At 72.1% G+C, this 21,264-nt stretch carries 15 protein-coding genes; 5 read left to right on the plus strand and 10 right to left on the minus strand.

Annotated elements, in window-relative coordinates:
- Positions 1–31: 31 nt before the first annotated feature.
- Positions 32–2,698, minus strand: coding sequence for a discoidin domain-containing protein (locus E0500_RS24675; RefSeq protein WP_131558754.1), 2,667 nt, complete (start codon positions 2,696–2,698; stop codon positions 32–34).
- Positions 2,695–3,018 carry a hypothetical protein gene (locus tag E0500_RS24680; RefSeq protein WP_131558756.1) on the minus strand — a complete coding sequence of 108 codons (324 nt, stop codon included), beginning with the start codon at positions 3,016–3,018 and terminating at the stop codon, positions 2,695–2,697. Before E0500_RS24680 ends, E0500_RS24675 begins: the two co-directional genes overlap by 4 nt.
- A 74-nt stretch (positions 3,019–3,092) precedes the next feature.
- On the opposite strand from E0500_RS24680, the gene E0500_RS24685 reads away from it, so the two are divergent.
- The 3 genes from E0500_RS24685 to E0500_RS24695 all read left to right on the plus strand — a co-directional run bounded on the left by E0500_RS24685 (position 3,093) and on the right by E0500_RS24695 (position 9,949).
- Entirely contained in the window at positions 3,093–4,145 is a 1,053-nt protein-coding gene (locus E0500_RS24685) for a LacI family DNA-binding transcriptional regulator (RefSeq protein ID WP_181587119.1), read from the plus strand.
- Positions 4,146–4,347: 202 nt separating this feature from the next.
- Positions 4,348–7,224, plus strand: a complete 2,877-nt coding sequence (locus E0500_RS24690; protein ID WP_165934847.1) for a glycosyl hydrolase family 95 catalytic domain-containing protein — start codon at positions 4,348–4,350, stop codon at positions 7,222–7,224.
- A gap of 133 nt (positions 7,225–7,357) precedes the next feature.
- A complete protein-coding gene (locus E0500_RS24695) occupies positions 7,358–9,949 on the plus strand; it encodes a SpoIIE family protein phosphatase (RefSeq protein ID WP_131558760.1) in 2,592 nt (863 codons plus the stop codon).
- Positions 9,950–9,996: 47 nt separating this feature from the next.
- On the opposite strand, the gene E0500_RS24700 is transcribed toward E0500_RS24695, so the two are convergent.
- From E0500_RS24700 to E0500_RS24715, 4 genes are all read right to left on the minus strand, one after another.
- The gene (locus E0500_RS24700; RefSeq protein ID WP_131558762.1) at positions 9,997–11,205 is read right to left on the minus strand and encodes an NAD(P)/FAD-dependent oxidoreductase; all 1,209 of its coding nucleotides are present in this window, start codon (positions 11,203–11,205) and stop codon (positions 9,997–9,999) included.
- Positions 11,206–11,340: 135 nt separating this feature from the next.
- On the minus strand, positions 11,341–12,948 hold the full coding sequence (locus E0500_RS24705) for an AMP-binding protein (protein WP_181587120.1): 1,608 nt from the start codon (positions 12,946–12,948) through the stop codon (positions 11,341–11,343).
- Entirely contained in the window at positions 12,945–15,257 is a 2,313-nt protein-coding gene (locus tag E0500_RS24710; protein ID WP_131558764.1) for a CoA transferase, read from the minus strand. Before E0500_RS24710 ends, E0500_RS24705 begins: the two co-directional genes overlap by 4 nt.
- A 17-nt stretch (positions 15,258–15,274) precedes the next feature.
- On the minus strand, positions 15,275–16,141 hold the full coding sequence (locus E0500_RS24715; RefSeq protein ID WP_131558766.1) for an alpha/beta fold hydrolase: 867 nt from the start codon (positions 16,139–16,141) through the stop codon (positions 15,275–15,277).
- Between the two features lie 124 nt (positions 16,142–16,265).
- On the opposite strand from E0500_RS24715, the gene E0500_RS24720 reads away from it, so the two are divergent.
- Positions 16,266–16,745 (plus strand): MaoC family dehydratase N-terminal domain-containing protein, encoded by a 480-nt coding sequence (locus E0500_RS24720; RefSeq protein ID WP_131558768.1) that lies wholly within the window; start codon positions 16,266–16,268, stop codon positions 16,743–16,745.
- A gap of 35 nt (positions 16,746–16,780) precedes the next feature.
- A complete protein-coding gene (locus tag E0500_RS24725; protein ID WP_131558770.1) occupies positions 16,781–17,197 on the plus strand; it encodes an acyl dehydratase in 417 nt (138 codons plus the stop codon).
- 42 nt (positions 17,198–17,239) lie between these two features.
- Here E0500_RS24725 and E0500_RS24730 read toward each other — a convergent pair whose 3' ends face one another.
- From E0500_RS24730 to E0500_RS24745, 4 genes are read right to left on the minus strand one after another with little or no spacing between them, the layout of a single operon-like run.
- Complete coding sequence (locus E0500_RS24730) at positions 17,240–18,205, minus strand: zinc-binding alcohol dehydrogenase family protein (RefSeq protein ID WP_309505133.1); 966 nt, start codon at positions 18,203–18,205, stop codon at positions 17,240–17,242.
- A complete protein-coding gene (locus tag E0500_RS24735) occupies positions 18,202–19,023 on the minus strand; it encodes an ABC transporter permease (protein WP_131558772.1) in 822 nt (273 codons plus the stop codon). Before E0500_RS24735 ends, E0500_RS24730 begins: the two co-directional genes overlap by 4 nt.
- Positions 19,020–19,871 carry an ABC transporter ATP-binding protein gene (locus E0500_RS24740; protein WP_131558774.1) on the minus strand — a complete coding sequence of 284 codons (852 nt, stop codon included), beginning with the start codon at positions 19,869–19,871 and terminating at the stop codon, positions 19,020–19,022. Before E0500_RS24740 ends, E0500_RS24735 begins: the two co-directional genes overlap by 4 nt.
- A complete protein-coding gene (locus E0500_RS24745; protein ID WP_131558776.1) occupies positions 19,871–20,878 on the minus strand; it encodes an ABC transporter substrate-binding protein in 1,008 nt (335 codons plus the stop codon). Before E0500_RS24745 ends, E0500_RS24740 begins: the two co-directional genes overlap by 1 nt.
- Positions 20,879–21,264: the final 386 nt, after the last annotated feature.

Below are 21,264 nucleotides of genomic sequence, written 5' to 3' on the forward strand. Positions count from 1 at the left end.
GCCGCCCGGCCCGCCCGCACGGCGGCGCTGATCAGGACCGCACCGTCAGCCAGTCCAGCGCGGCGACCTGTCGTCCGCCCTCCGCCACGAGGTAGAGATCGTGGCTACCGGTGACCTCGCGCTTCAGGCGCACCGACTGCTCCTGCCACTTCCCGTCGCTGTCGCCCCGGACGGGCACCACCCCGAGCAACGGGCCGTCCGGTGCGTCCAGGCGCAGTTGCAGCGAACAGGTCCGCGCGCACGCGGACGCGCTGCGCACGGTCAGCCGGTCCCCGGCGAGGTTCACCTCGCGGAAGCCCAGCCAGTCGCCGGAACCGAGTACGCCGGTGGCGGCCGTGCCGCGCTGCACGCCTCGTACGACCGTGGCCTGCTCGGCCTGGAGCGTGGCGGCGGAGTCGGGTCCGTCGCCGTACAGGCGCAGGTCGTTGACGACCCAGGGGACGGGGCCGCTCGCGGTGAGCGTGATCCTGAGGTGGCGGGCGGTGGTCTGCCGGGGGAACACCGCGTCCTGGGTGAAGGAGCGGCCGGAGACCCGGGCGAGCGGCTCGCTCCAGTGCGTGCCGTCGCGGCTGACCGCGACGGAGAACCCGTACGGCTGGCCGCTGGTGTCGCGGCCGGCGTCCAGCGCGAGCCGGTCGAAGGTCTTGGCCTCGCCGAGGTCGACGGTCAGGGACTGGCCCGGGGACTGTGGACTCGCCGCGGTCCAGCGGGTGTTGATGTCCCCGTCGGTGACGGCGGCGGCGTCCGTACCGTCGCTCGCTGTCGCCGTCCAGGTGCCGTGCCGGACCCTCTGCTGACAGCCCGGCAGATTGCAGCCCGTCGACCAGATCGGTTCACCGTACTCGTACGCGCCCTGGTCGGGAGCCGCGCCCCTGACGTCGGTCGTGATGCCGTCGATCACCTCGCCGGCGTCGATGGCGGGGGAGCCGGCCGTCAGCCACAGTTCGCCGTTCACGGCGTCCGTGTAGCCGGGTTTATCGTTGATCAGGTTGGAGCGGACCACCGGCAGCGGGTCGCCGGTCTGGCTGACGCTGATCGGTTTCGGGCCGATGATGTTGCTGATGTACGAGCCGGAGGCGTCCGTCGCGCCGCTCAGCCGGACCGAGTTCTCGCTGATGCCCACGCCGTAGCTGGAGTTGTGGTCCTCGTTGGCGATGCTCGGTCCGGTGTGGCCGTTGAAGAAGGTGCCCCGGGCGCCGGTGTTCCAGGCGACATTGTGGTGCAGCCGGAAGTGGCCGGAGTAGTTGTCGACGTAGAAGCCGACCTGGCCGTCGGCGTCGTGCGAGGTGTTGTGGTCGATGGAGGTGCCGGTGCCGTTCAGGCTGCAGCACACGTAGAAGGGGGAGCCGTCGCGCGAGGTGCGCATGGCTTCGGACATGTCGTTGTAGGCGATGCGGTTGTCGCGGAACTCCGGCCCGTTGAGCTGCCAGGCGGTGTCGATGGAGGCGCGTCCCGTGCGTCGGACCGTGTTGTGGGTGACCGTGTGGCCGTTGCCGTTGACCTCGATGCCGGGTGTGTAGCTGCCCATCCACCCGACGTCGTGGATGTAGTTGTTGGTGACGGTGTTGCCGGTGCCCCGCAGCAGGACGCCGTCCCCGGCCGACCGCGAGATCTCGCTGTTCTTCAGGGTGTTGCCGGTGCCGAGGATCTGCACGCCCGAGTCGAGGATCCGGGAGGCGACGATATGGCCCTCGGACGGCGGTATCGCCAGGTCGCTGTCCGGCGGCATGGGGAGGGTAGAGAACTCCGAGATGTAGGTGGCGCGCAGCCGGTCGACCGTGACTCCCGTGCTGTCGTCGCCCGTTCTGAGGGACGTGCCCCAGAGGTTCAGTCCGCGCACGGTGACGTACGAGCTCTCGCTCAGGTCGACGCCCCATAGCCGGTGCTTGGCGGTCACGGTGTGTCCGGCGATGCCGTCCTTCGGCGGGACCATGTACAGACGGCGCGCGGTCTCGTCGTAGTACCACTCGCCCGGCTGGTCCAGGGCCGCCTTGGAGCCGACGAGGTAGTAGTTGCGGTAGTTCTGGTCGCCCATGCACAGCGGCGGACAGCGGTGGTTGCCGCCCCTGAAGTCCAGCTTGCCGGGTGAGGTGGCGGTGACCGTGCCGGTCTGCTGGGCCCACGGGTTGGAGCCCGCCCACAGGTGCACGGTGGCGCCGGTCCAGTCGGCGTCGGGCAGGTCGGTGTCGTCGACGCGCTGGTCGGTGGAGGTGGCGTCGGCCTCGGCCCAGGTGGTGTTCAGCGGGTCGGGGCCGGAGTTGGGCCAACGGCCCTCCGCCGCACGGTCGTCGTCCAGGAACACCGCGTTGAAGTCGGGGTCGAGGGGCAGGTCGGTGTCGGCGGCCACCAGGCCGTCACCGGCGTCCTTCCAGCCGGTCACCGGCTCGGTCCCGTCCACGGTCACCGGGCCGTCGCCGTACGCGGCGACGGTGATCGGGGCGTCCTCGGTGCCGGAGGGCGGGTTCACCTGCTCGCGGTAGGTGCCGCGGTGGATCAGACAGCTGTCGCCGGGGCGGACCCGGGAGAGGCAGTCGCCGATCGTGCGCAGTGGTCTCGCCTCGGAACCGTAGGCGTTCTCGCTGCCCCAGGGCGCCACGTGGTAGGCGCGGCCGGGGCCCGCCGCCTGCGCCTCGCCCTGCACCGGGAGGGCCAGCAGCGCCGTCGCAGCGGCCAGTACGGATAGGTGCCTCAGTCTCATGTCCCGCCTTCAGTCGTTGTCGGGGGCTGCCGCCAAGCGGCGAACCCCGTTCCGGCCGACCGCTCCACGCCCGCGCCGCGACCCACGGCGAAGGCACCCGCCGCCGTGTGCAGCACACGCCCGGTCCGGACGCGGTGCGTACGCAGGTGCCAGGGCGGGGCCGCCGTCGGCCCGGCGGTGATCTCGACGTCCGGCCAGGGCCGCCGGACGCAGCGGACCGTGTCGCACCGGAACCTGGTCCCGGTCCGCTCCTCGCACCCCCGGTGGTGTGTCCCGCCGTCGTCGCTCAGCGCCGGCATCGAGTCGTCATCGCGGATCACCTTTACTCCCGTGAGCTTGGTTGCGATAGTTTTCGCAACTCGCGACCGCCCCGGAAACGTAGGAGATTCATCCGATGACGTCAACGGTTCGGACAGGATCTGACCCAGGGAAGCGGCGGACTCTGGCCGAAGTCGCCGAGCATGCTGGAGTTTCGGTCTCCACCGTCTCCAAGGTGCTGCATGACAGGTCCGATGTATCGGCGGAGACCCGAGCGAAGGTGCAGCGCCTGCTGGAGCAGCACGGCTATCTGGCGAAACACCGTCCCACGGCCACCGCGGCACAGCCCGGCGGGCTGATCGACTTCGTCATCAACGAACTGGACAGCCCCTGGGCCGTGGAGCTGATCCGTGGCGCTGAGGACGTGCTGCACGACGCGAACATGGGGCTGGTCGTCTCCGCCACGCACGGCAGGACCAGGCGCGCCCGGCAGTGGCTGGACTCGCTGGCCACCCGGCCCACCCGAGGGGCGATCCTCGTGGTGCCGGAGCTGACGCCCGAACAGCACGGGGAGCTGGGCCGGCTCGGCATCCCGTACGCGCTGGTCGCGCCGATCGACGAGCCCGCGCCCGGGACGCCGTGGGTGGGCGCGACCAACTGGCCCGGCGGGCTCGCCGCCACCCGCCATCTCATCGAGCTGGGCCACCGCCGGATCGCGATCATCAGCGGCCCGGAGCGTCGGCTCACCTCACGGGCCCGGGTCGACGGCTACCGCTCGGCACTGGCGGAGGCGGGGCTCCCCTTCGACCCGGCGCTGGTCCGGTACGGCGACTTCACGCACACCCCCGCGCACCGGCACGCGCTGGAGTTGCTGGCGCTGCCCGAGCGTCCGACCGCGGTCTTCGCGGGCAGCGACCACCAGGCGCTGGGCACCTACCGGGCCGCCGCGGAGCTGGGACTGCGGATCCCGGACGACGTCAGCGTGGTCGGCTTCGACGATCTGCCGTTCGCCGACTGGGTGACCCCACGCCTGACGACGATCCGCACCCCCCTGGCCGACATGACCGCGCTCGCGGCCCGGATGGTGCTGCGGCTGCTGTCCGGGGAACAGCCGGAGACGACCCGGGTGGAGGTGGCGACCGAGCTGGTGGTGCGGGAGAGCAGCGGGCCGCCTCCGGGTCGTGCGTAGACCCTGGCCAGCCATTCATCGGATGAACCTCCGTGCATGTCAGGGGTATTGACGCACCATCGGCCTCTTCTTACGCTCCCGACTAGCCAGTCATCGGATCAATTTGCGGACATGGGCGAGTCCATGAACGAGTCCATGAACGGGTCCATGTGCGGGTCAAGGTACGGATCAACGTACGGATCGATGTGACGGGAGATCGGTGATGGGAGTCAGCAGGCGGGGGTTCCTGGGCCGCGTCGCCGCGAGCGCCGCCGCCGGAGCGACGACCGGAATGGGCGTCGCGGAACCGGCCGCGGCTGCGGACGGGCCCGGCCCGGCTGTCGGCCCCGTGGCCGTCACCGGCATGCGGACCGACCGCGAGTGGCGGGACTTCCTCGCCGCACAGGACCCGCGCTGGAGGCGACTGCCGCGCGCCTGGTACGAGGGCCCGTTCCTCGGCAACGGTCTGCTCGGCTCGATCGTCTACCGGGAACCCGGGGCGAACGCCCTGCGCTTCACCGTCCACCACAGCGAAGTACAGGACCACCGGCCGGAGTTCGGCCACAACTGGGGCCTGGCCCGCCTTCCCGTCGGCAATCTCCTCCTGCGTCCCGTCGGCGCCATCACCGGTGCCGACCTCCGCCTGGACCTGTGGAACGCCGAGATCAGCGGCACGGTCACCACCGACAAGGGCAGCATCGAACTGCGCGCCCTGGTCCACAACGACCGTACGCTGCTGCTCGTCACCGCCACGGCGAGCGCGGGGGAGCGGGACTTCCGCTGGGAGTTCGTCCCCTCGCCCGCCGTCAGCCCGCGCATCGTCCGCGAGGACCCTCCGGAGGGACTGGAGCCCAACCCCGATCCGGTGATCACACGGGAGCCGGACGGCACGGGTGTCGTCGTCCAGTCACTGGTCGCGGGTGGCCAGACCGTCACCGCCCACCGGGAGCGCACGTTCGGCGGCGAACGCGTGTACGTCCTGTCCGTCGCCCACTCCCACCCCGGCACCGATGCCGAGGGCCGAGCCAGGACGGCCGTCCGCAAGGCGTCCGCGCTGCCCGTCTCCAGCTTGCTGCGCACCCATCGCGAGTGGTGGCACCGCTTCTACCGCAAGAGCTTCCTCTCCGTCCCCGACGGGATGCTGCAGAGCTTCTACTGGATCCAGCTCTACAAGCTCGCCTCCGGCGCCCGCGAGCACGCGCCGATCATGGCGACCACCGGCCCCTGGCTGGAGTCCACCCCCTGGCCGGCCGTGTGGTGGAACCTGAACGTCCAGCTGGAGTACTGGGCGGTGCACGGCTCCAACCACCTGGAGCTGGACGCCGTCCCGCGCACCCTCGCCGAGAACACCGACACCCTGATCGGCGCCCTGCGCCCCGAGTACCGCTCCGACTCGGCGGGCGTGCGCCGCGCCACCGACGCCACCTGCGACAGCAGCGGCACGGTCGCCGTCCCGGGCGTCAGCAGCACCCCGGAGGTCGGCAACCTGCCCTGGGCGCTGCACAGCGTGTGGCTGACCTACCGTCACACCATGGACCGGGGAGTCCTGGAAGACGTCCTGTACCCGCTGCTGCGCCGCGCCACCAACTACTACCTGCACTTCCTGTACGAGGGCGAGGACGGACGACTGCACCTGCCGACGACCCACTCGCCCGAGTACGGCAACGCCCCCGACTGCAACTACGACCTGGCGCTGCTGCGCTGGAGCTGTACGGCCCTGCTGGAGACCACCCAGCTGCTCGGCGTCCGGGACACCCTGGAGCCGAAGTGGCGTGAGGTGCTGGAGAAGCTGACCGACTACCCGGTGGACGAGAACGGCTTCATGATCGGAGCCGGAGTCCCCTTCGCGAAGTCCCACCGGCACTACTCCCACATGCTGTCGGTCTACCCCCTCTACCTCGTCAACTGGGAGCAGCCCGAGCACCGTGACCTGATCGAACGCTCGCTGAACCACTGGATCAGCTTCGAGGGAGCCCTGCGCGGCTACAGCTTCACCGGCGCCGCCTCGATCACCGCCCAGATGGGCCGCGGCGACGACTCACTGACGTATCTGCGGGAGCTGGTCGCCCGGTTCGTGCAGCCCAACACCATGTACTACGAGGCCGGGCCCGTCGTCGAGACGCCGCTGTCCGCCGCGCAGAGCCTGCACGACATGCTGTGCCAGAGCTGGGGCGACACGATTCGCGTCTTCCCGGCCGTCCCGGCCGCATGGCAGGACGTCACGCTGCACGACTTCCGGACCCAGGGCGCGTTCCTGGTCAGCGCCGTCCGCCGGGGCGGCAGCACACGCTGGGTCCGGGTGCGCAGCCTCGCCGGGGAGCCGTGCCGCATACGCCACTCCCTGCGCGGGCGGCTCACGGTCGCCGGGGTCGGTGGCCCGGCCCCCGTCTGGCGCGACCTGGGCGACGGCGTGGTCGAGCTGGACCTGCTACGCGACGGGGAGGCGGTGATCCTCCCGGCCGGCTCACGACCCGACCTGCGGATCGCCCCGGTGAAGGTGACCGTGCCCGCCGACCCCTGGGGCCTGCCGGAACCGCCGCAGAGCGGAACCGTCACCCAGATCGACCTCACCGGCGTCTTCGACAACGACGGCATCACCACCGAGATGTACTACGGCGACGGGGACTTCGACGGCTCCGGCCGCACGTACCCCATGGCCCAGCTGCCGCAGACCGGGGAGACGACGGACAACGGGATCGCCTTCCTCTTCACCAACGGGAGTGAGGGAACCAACAACAACGTCGTCGCGGCCGGACAGGAAATCACCGTCCCGCAGGGTGCCTACGCGAAGCTGCACGTCCTCGGCGCGGGCGACACGGCGGCCGTGACCGTCCCGGCGGTGGTCCGCTACGCCGACGGAACCAGCGGGACCGCGCAGCTCACGCTCACCAACTGGCTGGCGTCCGGCCCCGAGAACGGCGAGACCGAGGCGGTGACCACGAGCCAGATCCACACCCGGACGGGGCCCCTCGCCACCAAGGCGGCCGTCTTCCATCAGGTGATCGAACTCGACGCGAGCAGGCAGCTCACCACGATCACACTGACCGCGCCCGACGGGGCGGCCAGGGCTCATGTCTTCGCTCTCTCACTGGAGCGGTAGGAGGGAGCAACAGGAGGGAGCAGCAGGAGCCTGTCTGTCCGTATCTGCCCGGTTATTGATCCATGTGGCGGGTAATAAAAAGAAGTTCGGGATCTGCATTCCTCGCGGGTGGCCTGCGGCGAGGTGAGTGACGATGCGTTCGAGCGGTGACACTCCGCGACCGGTGGGCGGGGACGGGGGGAGGAACCCCGTCCAGTCGCCGGACGCCGTGGCCGCCGTGGACGCACACGGCCTGGTCACGGCGTGGAACCCGGGCGCCCGGCAACTGCTCGGCTACACGCCCTCCGAAGTGCTCGGCCGTCCCGCGTCCCTCCTGCTGGCCGCGGATCCGACGCCGGCGGCCCTGCGGCGCGCCGTCGCGTCGCAGAGCTGGAGCGGCCGGGTCGCGCTGCGGCACCAAGACGGTCACCCTCTGGAGGCGGACCTGCGGGCCTGGTCGGCGCCGGCCACCGACGGACAGTCCCAGTGGTTCCTCGTCCACTCCCCGGCGCCGTCGCGGGCCGTCGGCGCGTACGACGACGCGCAGCTCCTGGAGTGGGCATTCGCACGGTCCCCGCTCACCATGGCGGTCTACGACGTCGACGGGCGGATCCTGCGGATGAACGCCGCGACGTGCCGCCTGCTCGGCTTCGACGAGCAGCAGGTGCTCGGGCGCGCCGTCGAGGACCTGTACGGGGACGCCCGGGAGGAGGGAGCACCCTCCGTCCCCGCGTCCGCCCAGCGTCTGATCGAGACGATGCGCTCGGTGGCCCGGACGGGGCAGGAGGTCCGCTACGAGGTCGCCGCCCCGGCGCCGGAGGCCGGGACCGGGAAGGTGACCTGGTGGGCGGTCACCATGTCGCCCGTGACGGATCCGGACGGCCGGATCCACGGAGTGTTCACGGCGGGATGCGACATCACCGGTCAGTACGAGGCACGGCAGCGGCTGGCCGTGCTCAACGAGGCGAACGCCCGCATCGGAGCCACTCTGGACGTGTCACGGACCGCGGACGAACTCGCCGACATGGCCGTCCCGCGGCTCGCCGACTTCGTCAGCGTCGATCTCCTCGACTCCGTGCTGCACGGCGGCGACCCGTTCCCGGGCCCGGTGGTGGGCACCATCACCCTGCGCCGGGTCGCCCACCGGTCCGCGACCGAGGGCACCCCCGAAGCCGCGGTCAAACTCGGCGCGGTGGACATCTACCCGGACTACTCGCCGCCCGCCCGCTCCCTGGCCTCCGGCCGGCCCGTCCTGAGCGGGAAGGGAGACGACGACTTCGACCGGTGGACCCGGTCGCACCCCGACAGGGCCGCCCGGGTATGCGACTACGGCTTCCACTCGGTGATGTCGATACCGGTGCGGGCCCGTGGCACCACGCTCGGCGTGGCGGTCTTCGCCCGCCGGCGCCCGGAGCCCTTCGCCCCGGACGACCTGCTCCTGGCCGGCGAAATGGTGGCCAGGGCGGCCGTTTGCGTCGACAACGCCCGCCGCTACACCCGCGAGCGCGCCACCGCCCTGAGCCTGCAGCGCAGCCTGCTCCCGAGGCAGCTGCCGCAGCAGCCGGCCGTGGAGGTCGCCAGGCGCTATCTGCCCGGCAGCACCCAGGCAGGCTTCGGCGGCGACTGGTTCGACGTGATTCCGCTGTCCGGCGCCCGGGTCGCGCTCGTCGTCGGGGACGTCGTCGGCCACGGCCTCCAGGCGACGGCGGCCATGGGGCGGCTGCGGATCGCGGTGCGCACCCTCGCCGACGTCGACCTCGCCCCCGACGAGCTGCTCACCCAGCTGGACGACCTGGTCATCCGCCTGGCCGCGGAGAGCAGCAGCGCGGAGAGCAGCAGCGCGGCGGGCGACAGCCGGGAGGAAAGCCGGAGGAGAGGCTGGGACGAAAGCTGGGACGAAGAGGATGGCCAGGTCGAGACGACCGACGGCACCGAGATCCCGGAGGTGCTTGAGACCCCGGAGGCCGAGGAGCCCGCCGGTGACATGGCCGCCACCTGCCTGTACGCGGTGTACGACCCCGTCACCCGGCACTGCACCATCGCCCGGGCGGGCGGTCCCGTTCCCGCGCTCGTCCGGCGCGACGGCACGGTCCGGCTGCTCGACGTCCCCGCCGGTCCCCGGCTCGGTGTCGGAGGTCTGCCCTTCGAGGCCACGGAGCTGGAACTGCCCGAGGGCAGCCTGCTCGCCCTCTTCACCGACGGCCTGATCAACGCCAGGCCCGGCAACCTCGACACGCTGTGCCGCGTTCTGTCCCACCACCCCGGGCGGGACCTGGAGGACACCTGCGACACCGTCCTGGAGAGGCTGCTCCCCGGTCTGCCCACGGACGACGTCGCCCTTCTCGTCGCCCGTACCCGCGCCCTGGACGTCGACCGGATCGCCACCTGGGACCTCGACAAGGAGCCCTCCGTCGTCGCCGACGCCCGGAAGGTGACGTCCGACCAGCTGGCCCGCTGGGGGCTGGACGGCCTCACGTTCACCACGGAACTGGTCGTCAGTGAGCTGGTGACCAACGCCATCCGGCACGCCGCCGCCCCCATCCGGCTGCGGCTGATCCAGGACCAGTGCCTGATCTGCGAGGTCGCCGACGGCAGCAACGCCGCTCCGCACCCGCGCCGCGCCCGCACCTTCGACGAGGGCGGTCGCGGCCTGCTGCTCGTCGGTCAGCTCACCGACCGCTGGGGCACCCGCCAGACACCCACCGGAAAGATCGTCTGGGCCGAGCAGTGCGTCTCGCCGGTGTGACCGGACGTCTACCCCGGTGTGACCGGACGGCCCTGCCCCGGCTCGGATCAGCCCCGGTCACCGGCCGGGCTGCTGTCGGTGACCATGGTCCAGAGGTCGGTGCCCCAGTCCAGCTGCCGGACCAGGTCGTCATCGCTGACCGGGGCAGCGGTCGTGCCCGGACTGTCCAGGCTGCCCGGGCGGACGGTCGCGGGGGAGTGGGCGCCCCGGGAGATCCGTCCGCTGGTGGTGATGTTGTGTTCCACGCGGGAGCGGCGGAGCGTCTCGTAGGCGGTCAGTGCGCGCTCGGTGTCCGGGGCGTCCCGCAGGGCCTTCGCGAGGACGACGGCGTCCTCCAACGCCATCGACGCGCCCTGCCCGGTCGCCGGTGAGGCGGCGTGTGCGGCGTCACCGATGAGCAGAGCCCGCCCGGAACGCCAGGGCATGGCCGGCGGCATCTCGGTGGCGTTGGTGACCAGGATGCTGTCGGTGGTGGCCGCGACCATGTCCGCGGCGGGCGTGGCGTCCTTGCCCAGCAGCGGGAGGAGCAGGTCGCGCCAACGGGCCGGGGTGCCGTTCGCGAGGTCCTCGGCCGACAGCGGGTCACCGCTGACGCGGGCGAACCAGTACGTCTCCCCGGCGGGGCTCACCGCGTAGCCGAAGGCGGCCGCGCTGCCGCGGATCAGCGTGAACAGGTCCGTGGGACCGGCGACGGGTGCCTCGGTGGTGTAGCCGTAGAGGACGTGCTCGCCTGAGTAACGGGGATGTACGGCCGGGGCGATCGTGCGGCGGACGGTGGAGTTCAGCCCGTCGGCGCCGATGAGCAGACCGCCGGTCGCGGTGCTGCCGTCGGTGAAGCGGACGGTGACGTCGTCCGGGCCGTCCTCGACGGAGGCCAGCCGGGCGCCGTGCCGGACACCGATGCCCCTGCGAACGGCCTCCGCCTGGAGGGCGGCGTTCAGTTCGCCGCGGCGCAGGCACCGGTACGGCAGGAGCGGGTCTTGGGCCCCCGCGAGGGGACGCCGCGCCAACTCCGTGCCGGTACCGTCGAGTACGCGCAGAGTGGTCAGCGGGAAACCGACGGAGGTGACCGCGGAGACGGCGTCGAACTGGGCGAGGGCCCGCAGGCCGTTGGTCGCGAGGGTGAGGAACGCGCCGATGTCCTCCGCCGAGTCGGGGTGCGCCTCGTGCACGGTGACGTCGAACCCGGCCTTGTGCAGGGCCAGCGCCGCCGCCGTACCGGCCGTCCCGCCCCCGATGACGATGATCCGCGCCACTCCCGCCACTCCCCTCGTACTGCCCACGGACGCCGGTCGGCCGCGCGGCTACTGAGGTGAACGACCGGGCGTCGGCCGGGAGTTCCACCCGGCCGGGTGACCGGGCGCGGGCTCCGCCGGGACGCGGTGCCGTGGTCAGGACGGCGAGCCCGGCCGCGGTGCGGATGCCGTCCACGTGCCCCGAAGGGGCGCCGTTACCGAGGTGCCGCCGCCACGGTCCCAGGTGCGGGAGGTCACGCCGCGTTCGCGCAGGACGGCCTTGCGGACCTTGCCGGTCTCGGTGAGCGGCAGCGCAGGAACCGTCTCCACGAAGCGGGGCACGGCGAAGGCGGGCAGTTCACAGGCACAGTGCCGGGCCAGGTCCTCCGGGTCCAGCACACTGCCCGGCCGGACGACCACCGCGACCATGACCTCGTCCTCGGCCAGCTCCGAGTTCACGGGGAAGGCCGCCGCCTCGGCGACGGCCGGATGGGAGCGGACCACCGACTCCACCTCGGACGACGAGATGTTCTCGCCACGGCGCCGGATGACGTCCTTGACGCGGTCGACGAAGCGGAACCAGCCGTCGGGTTCGCGGACCACACGGTCGCCCGTACGGCGCCAGGAACCGGGCGACGGCTCCGGATCCCCCAGGTAGCCGGTGGAGAAGGCGTACGGGTGGTGGCTGCGGACGAGGAGCTCGCCCGGGGTTCCGTCCGCGACCGGGCTGAGCGTCTCGTCGACCACCCGTGCGGAGAAGCCCTCGCGTACCGTGCCCATGCGGCCGGGCCGGTACTCGTCGGGCGTGGCGCCGATCACGAGGTTCGTCTCCGTCGAGCCGAACCCGTCGACGAGGGTGACGCCGAAGCGGTCGCGGAAGGGCCGCCACAGGGGGCCCGGGGTGGCCGGGGAGAGACCGCGCCACGCCCGGTGTGCCCGGTCGTCCGGGCCGGGTGGCCGCGCGAGCAGCATGGGCACCATCGCACCGAGCAGATAGACGGCCGTGGCACGGGCCTTGGCCACCTGCGACCAGTAGCGCGAGGCGGAGAAACGCCCGCCGACGACGCAGCTCGCGCCCACCGTCATGGCGTGCGCCAGGGTGTTGAGGGCGTTGGTGTGGAACAACGGCAGACAGGTGAACAGGACGTCGTCGGACGTGAGCCGCAGTGCGTCCGAGACATTGCGGCCCCACCACACGAACTGGGCCCCCGGGCAGCGGACACCGCGCGAACTCCCCGTCGTGCCCGAGGTGAAGAGCAGGGCGGCGGTGTCCTCCGGACGCACCGGAGCGGGCGGGATCGTCTCGGCCACGCCCGGCCGGGGGACGTCCTCGCCGCCCACCGGCCAGACGACGCCACGATGCCCGGCCGCCGCGGCGTGCGCCGCCGACTCCGCCTCGGCGTACAGGAACCGGGGCCGGGCCGCGTCCAGCGCCTGGCGCAGCGACCGGCCGCGCAACCCGGTGTTCAACGGCACCACGACCGCGCCCAGCCACGCACAGCCGAGGACCAGGTCGACGAGTTCGATCCGGTTGGACAGCAGTGCCGCGATCCGGTCGCCCGGCCGGCAGCCCCGGGCGGCGAGCGCGCCCGCCATGGTGGCCGCGGCCTCGCGGGTCTCGGCGTACGTGCGCGTCACGTCCCCCACGCGCAGGAAGATCCGGTCACCGAACCTCTCTGCCGCCGACTCGACGAGCCCCGGCACGGTCATGTCGTGCACCCGCGCGCCGGGTGTGCCCGTGCCGTACGCCGTCGAGTCGGTCATCGCAGCACATCCTCCTCGTGCAGCCGCCGGAGCCGCTCCGGAGAGATGCCCGCCACGTCGCGCAGCACCTCGTCGGTGTCCGCACCCAGCACGGGCGCGGCCCGCCGGATGCCGCCGGGCGTGCCGGTGAGACGGATGGGGACGCCCTCGTGCAGAAAGGCGCCCGCGACCGGGTGCTCGGCACGGACGTAGTAGCCGCGTGCCCTCAACTGAGGGTCGTGCTCGACGAGTTCACGGCCGTCCTGCACCGCCCCGGCCGGGACCCCCCGCTCCTGCAGCAGCTCCGCCGCCAGATCGGCGGACAGACCGCGCGCCCACTCGCCCAGCACGCCGTCGACCAGGGCGCTCTCACGCCTGCGGCCCTCCGCCGTCGACAGCCGGGTGTCGACGGCGAGTTCGGGACGGCCGAGGACGTCGCACAGCGCCGCCCACTCCTCGTCCGAGCGGACACTCACGGCCAGCCAGCGGTCCGCGCCGAGGCAGCGGTACACCCCCTGAGGGCTCCACACCGGGTGCGCGTTGCCGATCGGAGTCCGGGACGACGTGAGCAGGCTCGTCCCCATGTGCGCGGCGATCGCCTCCAGTTGGGACAGGTCGATGTGCTGGCCACGCCCGGTCTCCGCCCGGTGCTCCAGCGCGGCGACCGTCGCCAGCGCCGCCTGCAGACCCGCCACGATGTCACCGTGGCCGTAGATCACGCCCACCACGTCGTCCGGCCCCCAGCCGGTCAGCCCGGTCAGCCCCGAACTGGCCGAGACGGTGTCGGCATACGACACCCAGCCTGCACGCGGGCCGGTGTGGCCCATGCCCGACATGCTCACGTACACGATGCCCGGGTTGATCTCGCGCAGCGCGTCGTAGCCGAGGCCGAGCCGGGTCATGACCGTGGCACTGAAGTTCTCCACGAGGACGTCGCAGGAGGCGATGAGCTCCCGGAGGACGGCGACGCCCTCCTCGGTCCGTGTGTCGAGGGCGATGCTGCGCTTGTTGCGGTTGACCTCGTTGAAGTAGCCGTTGGTGTTCGGGTCCGTGTGGTCGCCCCGCGACAGGTGCATGAAGGGCGCGAACCGGGTGGGGTCGGGGCGTCCGAGGGACTCCACCTTGATGACGTCCGCGCCGTGGTCGGCCAGGACCTTCGTGCAGTACGGACCCGCGAGGACCCAGGTCAGGTCGAGGACGCGTACGCCGTCCAGAGCGGGCCGGGCGGAGGAGGCACCCCCGGTCCGTGGCACCGGGCGTTGCTCGTCGAGGAGCGCCTGGTCGTCGCCGGGGCCGGGCACGCCGAGCCGGGTGACCCTGCGGCCCTCGGGGAACGCGAACGGGAAGCCCACGTCGGTCCGGCCCTCGACCCGGGTGAAGAAGTTCCGCGCGGACAGCTGGGGGTTGTCCGGCAGCTCGTACGGCAGGTCCACGGCCGCCCAGGGCAGTTTCCTGGCCTGCGCCCGCTCCGCGAACTCGGCCTTGGGCCAGGTGCCGACGAAGTCCTGGACGACCTTGAAGACGTACTCCTGGTGTTTCTTGCGCTCGACCGGGTCCTGCCACCGGGGCTCCGCGAGATCGGCGTCAGCGCCCTCCTCGCGCAGCCAGGCGAGCAGCGCGTCCCACATACGGGGGCTGCCCCCGAGCCCACCGCCCAGGTGACCGTCCGCGGCCCGGAACAGGCCGTGCGGGACCAGGGGGTGCACGCGCCCCGGCCGCGGCGGTACCCGGTCCTCGTGCAGATAGGCGAGGGCACCCGCCTCCAGGGCCGCCGCGACACATGCCTGCGCGGAGACGTCGATGAGCTGACCCGGCCCCCGGCGCCGTGCCCGCAGGCCGAGCAGGACGGCGATCGCCGCGTTGACGCCCGCGAGCTGCTCCGCCTGGTTCTCCGGCAGCCGCAGCGGCGGCCCGTCGGGATCGCCCACCTGCGCGAGCATCCCGCCCAGCGCCGCCACGACCAGGTCGGTCCCCTGCCAACCGCTGCGGGGACCGACCAGCCCGAACGGGGTGACACGCACATGGACCAGATGGTCGAGGCCCTCGGCGGCCGGGCCCGCGCCGTCCGGCGTTCCGTCGAGCAGGACGTCGGCGCCCGCCAGCAGGCGTCGCAGCCCGGCGGCGCCCTCAGGGGTGGACGGGTCCAGCGTCACCGAGCGTTTCCCGGCGTGCCAGTGGGCGAAGGCGTCACCGCCGAGTTCGCGCCGGGTCCCGTCGCCCTGAGGGGGTTCGACGAGGACGACGTCGTGACCGAGCCCGACCAGCAGCCTGCCCGCGAACCGGGCGAACGGGCTGGACAGTTCGACGACGCGGGGGATCGATGTGCTCACGTGTCCTCCGCTCGCCGTCAGCCGTGGTGCTGGTTCAGGAACCCGCTGACCACGCTGTAGTAATCGTACGGACGCTCTTCCTGGGGGTGGTGGGACGCCTGATCCATCACATGGAGACTGCCCCGCGGCACCATGCGGGCAAGCATCAGGGGGTAGTCGGGGGTCAGGAAGGCGTCGTACATCCCCCACAGGAAGAGCGCGGGGGCCTCGATGCGGCCGAGTTCGGCGGAGAGGTCCTGCCAGTCGCCGCGCGGGTTGTCCGAGGCGCCGGCCAGCGCGGTCTCCTCCGGGTCGAGGCTCTGCTCGTGGCGCAGCGTCACGGTGCCCTCGGGGACGGCGTCCGGGTCGTACCACTCCAGACGCGCCATCAGGGCCCGCATCTTCTCCCGGGACGGGCCGTCACCGCCGTAGTACACGTCGCGGGCGTTGCGTCCGCGCCGGCCGCCCTCCGGCAGCGGGGCCAGAGGACCGTGGAAGACCGGCATACTGCCGGTGATCACAAGCGACCGGACACGCTCCGGGTACTTGGCGGCCAGGTTGAGCGCGATCGTCCCGCCCCACGAGTTGCAGACGAAGTCGGCGCGCTCCACGCCCAGGGTGTCGAGCAACGCCACGGTCTTCGCGGCGTGGTAGTCCCACATGGGGCCCTTGATGACGGGCTTCGCGGACTTCCCGTACTGCAGGATGTCGACGAGGAGGCACCGGCGGTCCGCCGCGAACAGCGGCGCCACCTGCCCGAAGTCCGACCAGCCCGTACATCCCGGGCCGCCGCCGTGCAGAAAGACGGTGGGGGTTCCCTCGCCCAGCTCGATGTAGTGGTAGTCGACGCCGTCCGCGTCCGCGTAGGCGCCCTGCGGGGGCGGCTGAATGTCCATGAGGTCCATGCCTCGCATCGTGTCCGGCGGCACGGTCGCACCCAAGCGGAGCGGTCCGCTGAGCGGGCCGGACCCGTGGTGACGGACGGGCAGCGGCGGTTAGCGTCGCGTGACCCGAGGACGGAGGCGGCGTATGGCGGCGGAGCTGGATCTGGCGGAGGAACGGGCCCGGGCCTCGATCGGCCGGCAGGAACGGCGCCCCCTGGGGGTCGTTCGGGCCGAGGACGCCGCGGAGTTCGCGCGGGCCTCGGGAGAGACCGCGCCGCGCCTGACCGACCCTGGGCACTCCCGGTTCACCGTGCACCCCATGTACCTCGTGAGTCTGCTGCGCCCGGCTCCCGGCCCCGGCCCGGACGAGGTCCGGCCGGACGGCATGTACCGCGACGAGGTCCCCGGCACGGACGGGCTCGACGTGCGGCTGATGGCGGGCGGCCAGGAGGTGCGCTGGAAGGACGAGGTACGGGCCGGTGACACGATCGACGTGCTCCGTGCCCTCACGGCGGTCGAGCGCAAGGGCTCCGGGGACGGGTTCCTGCTGCTCACGGTGGAGAAGACGTACAGCGCGGCGCGCGGAGTGCTCGTCGAGGTCACGGAAAGGTTCATCGTCAGGTGAGTCATATGAGTCAGGTGAGTCAGGTGAGTACGCAGATGGATTCCGTCAGCGTCGGTCAGCCGGTACCACCCGTCTCGTTCGTCCCCGACGAGGTCACCCTGCTGCGTTTCGGCGCCGTCACCCGCAACACCCACCGCATCCACTACGACACCACCTTCGCCCGCTCCGAGGGGCTGGCCGGACCGGTCGTCATGGCGCAGCTGCACGGCTGTCTCTTCCACCGGGCCGCGGCGGGCTTCGCCGGCGGGACCGGGCGGGTGCGGGAGGTCGCCTGGCAGAACCGGGCGCCCGCCCACGCGGGGGACCGGCTCGAAGTCACCGGCACCGTACGCGCGGTCGACCCGGTGCGCGGTGAGGTCACGCTCGACCTCGTGGAGCACTGCGGGCCCGCGGACGGCGAAGGCCCCGGAAGCGTCTGCTGCCGGGGCCACGCCGTCGTCGTCCTGGTCTGAACGGCCTCCGTCCCCTGAACGGCCTCAGCCCACTGAGCGGTCTCAGTCCAGGTCCAGCACCACCCTCCCGACCGCCTCCCCGCTCCGCAACCGGTCCACCGCCTGCCCCAGCCCCTCGATCCCGTGCCGCTCGATCGGCAACGTCAGCTCTCCCGAGGCCAGTTCGGCGAGCAGCCGCTCGGCGTCCGCGGCGACCTCCTTGCCGCGGGACATCAGATTGACGGGCAACAGCGCCACGTCCGCCAGCAGGAAGTCGGCGAGGTCCACACTGAACTCGCGCCCGGCGGTGTAGCCGACCAGCGCCACGCGCCCGCGCGGACGGACCAGCGCGAGGGCGTCGCGCAGCACCGGTCCGCCGACGGTGTCGACGATCGCGTCCACCGGGCCGCCCACCGCGTCCGGCGACAACTCCGCCGCCAGGACCGGCTTCGCCGGCGCTGGGACATGGCTCAGCTTGGCCGGGCGGCCCACCACCCCGATCACCTCGGCCCCGGCGCGCGCGGCGAGCTGCACGGCCAGCGCGCCGACCGCACCCGAAGCACCGGTCACCAGGACCCGCTCCCCGGGCCGCACCCCCGCCACCGAGTGCACCGCCAGCCACGCGGTACCCGCGGGGGAGAAGTAACTGCACGCCAGCGCCGGATCCGTGCCCGCGGGCACGGGGAGCACGGCGGCGTCGGGCACCACGGCATGCTCGGCCCAGCCGCCGTCCCGGCGCAGCCCCAGCCCCTTGCCGTTGATCCTCACCAGACTGCCCTCGGCGTGGGTGTCCGAGGCCAGGACCACCCCGCACGCCGAAGTGCCCGGCACGGAGGGCAGATCCGGGAGGATGCCGAATTTCCCGTCCACGACGTTCAGATCGAGATGCGCCACCTGCGCCGCCCGTACCCGTACAAGGGTCCGGCCGGGCTCCCGCACCGGCACGGGACGCTCCACCAGTCGGGGAAGCGCGCCGAACCGCTCAAGGACCAGCGCACGGGACGTCTGCCCCTGCACATGACTGCTCACAGTTTCACTCCATAACGTCGCAGCACCCGCGAGGCCACGATGCGCAGCACGCGGTCGAAGACGAAGCCGAGAATGCCCAGGGTGATGATGCCGACGAAGACCCAGTCGATGCGCCCGTAGTTGCGGGAGGTCCAGATCAGCGAGCCGAGGCCGACCTGGGCGGCGACGATCTCGGCGGAGACGATGGTCAGGAAGCTGTTGCCCATGGCGAGCCGCGCCCCCGTGACGATGTACGGCACGGTCGACGGCAGCACGACCTGCTGCAGGATCTGCCGGCGGCCCGCGCCCAGGCTGGCGGCGGCCCGCAGCTTCGACTCGCTCACCGCCATCACCCCGGCGCTGGTGTTCAGCGTGACGATGAAGACCGCCGTGTAGAAGATCAGCACGACCTTGGACGACTCGCCGATACCGAGCCACACCACGGCCAGCGTCACGAAGGCGACCGGCGGGATGAAGCGGAAGAACTCGATGTACGGGTCGAGAAGCCGGCGTACCAGCGGGATCTGCCCGATGAGCAGGCCGACCGGCACACCCACCAGCAGGCCGAGACCCCAGCCGATCAGGATGCGGCGGCTGGAGGCGATGATCGAGTTGGTGAGCGTGCCGTCGCGGGCGAGATCGACGGCGGCCGACAGGGTCGCCTGCGGGGAGGCGACCAGCGAGGCGCCGTACGACATCGCCAGCAACTGCCAGATCCCGACGCCGACGAGGACGGACACCACGGACAGACCGGCCGTGCGCAGTCCCCGTACGGCGCCACGCACCGGGCGCCAGTCGATCCGCGGTTCGGCGGTGGGCTTCGCCGTGACGACCGTCATCGCTGCTCCTCCTGGTCGAGCCCCTGGGCCAGCAGGGCCTTGCGGACCTCCTCGCCGATGTCGTCCCGCAGCGCGCGCCGCAGTTCGCGGGCGGCGGGGTCGGACTCGTCGCGCGGCCGGGGCAGGTCCACCGGGTAGACGGACTTGACCGAGGCGGCCGGGCCTGCGGTCATGACGGCGACGCGGTCGGCCAGCAGGATCGCCTCGTCGATGTCATGGGTGACGAAGACGACGGTGCAGCCCGAGGTCTGCCAGATGCGGGCCATCTCCTCCTGCATCACCTGCCGGGTCTGCGCGTCGAGCGCGCCGAACGGCTCGTCCATCAGCACCACGCGCGGTTCGTTCGCCAGGACGCGTGCGATCTGCACGCGCTGGCGCATTCCGCCGGAGAGCTGGCTCGGGAACCGGTCGGCGCAGTGCCGCAGGCCGACCAGGGCGAGGTACTCGTCGGCCAGCTTGTGCTGCTCGGCACGGGACCTGCCGCGCATCCGGGGGCCGAACGCCACGTTCTGGCGGACGGTGAGCCAGTCGAAGAGGGCTTCGCTGCTCTGGAAGACCATGCCGAGTTCGGGGTCCGGACCGGTGACGGGCGCCCCGTCGACGGTGAGGCTGCCGGAGTGCGGGTGCACGAACCCGGCGAGCGCCGACAGCAGGGTGGACTTGCCGCAGCCGCTCGGGCCGAGCAGACAGAGGAATTCACCCGCGGCGATGTCCAGCGAGATGTCGCGCACGGCGTGGAAGGAGCCGAACCGGATGTCCACCCCGTCGACGGCGACGGCCGCACCGTGGGCGTCGTTCTCACGCGCCGGACCGGACGGCGGCCGGTCCGCCTCGATGGCCTTGGTCATCAGGATCCCTTCGTCTGCTGGGTGAACCATCCGGGCAGCACGGCCCGGGTCACGTCCGGCTCGGACGCGACCTTTCCGGTGTCCACGTAGAACCGGGCAGTCGCGGTGTAACCCCTGAGGTCGGCCGCGGTGATGTCGCGGACGCCGAAGTCGATGTCCTCGATGGCTTGCACGGTCTGGGTGGCGGGGACCTTCGCCGCCTTCTGCGTGGCGGCCGCCGCCGCGTCCGGGTCGGCCTCGGTGGCCTTCGCCGCTTCCCGCAGGGCCTGCGCGACCTTGACCGCCGTGCCCTTGTTGCCGCTCAGCCACTTGTCGTCGGTGATGAGCCAGTGGGCGTACGACAGGCCGTAGTCGCCCGTGGTCTCCAGGACCCGTCCGCCCAGTTCGGCGCCCTTGGCGGGCCACGGCTCCCACAGAACGTAGGCGTCGACGTCGCCCTTCTGCAAGAGCGCCGGGATCTCCGGCGGATCCGCGGTGACGAAGTCGACCGACGTCTCGTCGATGCCCTCGGACTGGAGGAACCGGGTCGCCGCGAGCTCCGAGAGCCCCGGTACGACGGCCATCTTCCTGATCTCAGAAGGGTCCTTGACCTTGGGGCCGAGGACCACCTTGAGATAGCGGCCGGACTCCTCGTAGACGAGCAGTGACCGCAGACCGGTGTGCTGCTGGAGCATGCCGATGGTGGTGGTGTCGGAGTTGCCGGCCAACTGCACCTGACCGGCGGCCAGGGCGTCGACGCCCTCACCGCCCCGCCCGAACTGGACGAGCTGGACGTTCACCCCGTGCTCCGCCCACAGACCCCTGGCGTCGGCGAGGAAGAAGGGCGCGAACGAGGGGTCGATACCGACGGCGATCCGGACCGTGGGGCCCGACGCCGTGGTCTTGCCGGAACCTGTGGCGGAGTCGGTGGTGGCCGCGCTGCACGCGGTCAGGGCTGTTGCGGCGATGAGAGCGAGGAGGGCGACGACACCCGCAAAGGGGTGTCTCCTGCTGACCCGTGTCTCCATGGATACCTCGGTGGGTTGACGGGAGACCGCCGGTTTCGGCCGGTCATACGGGGTGCGGCCCGTGGGTTGGCGCGAACCGTAGACCCGGGCGAGGGCGACTGGCACGGTTCACGGTCCGCTGAACGGGATGGACACGGGACCGGCTGCGCGGCGAGCCGTCCATGGGCCGGGTGACCGCGGTGGGATGGGTCGCCCGGGGTGGGCTTTCCCGCCCGGATACCCGGGTTGGCCTTCCCGCCCGGACGCCCGCCGCGCGTCCCGTGATGTGACCGCCGCACTCGCGCCCACGGCACGCGTGTGCGGCCCCGATGCCCGAGATGCCGCCCGCGGCCAGGGCGGTGCGCACCACGAGAGCGAACAGATCCTCCGTGTCCTCCACACCGGGA

Source organism: Streptomyces sp. KM273126, from assembly GCF_004337435.2.
In the GTDB taxonomy this organism is placed as follows: Bacteria; Actinomycetota; Actinomycetes; order Streptomycetales; family Streptomycetaceae; genus Streptomyces; species Streptomyces acidicola.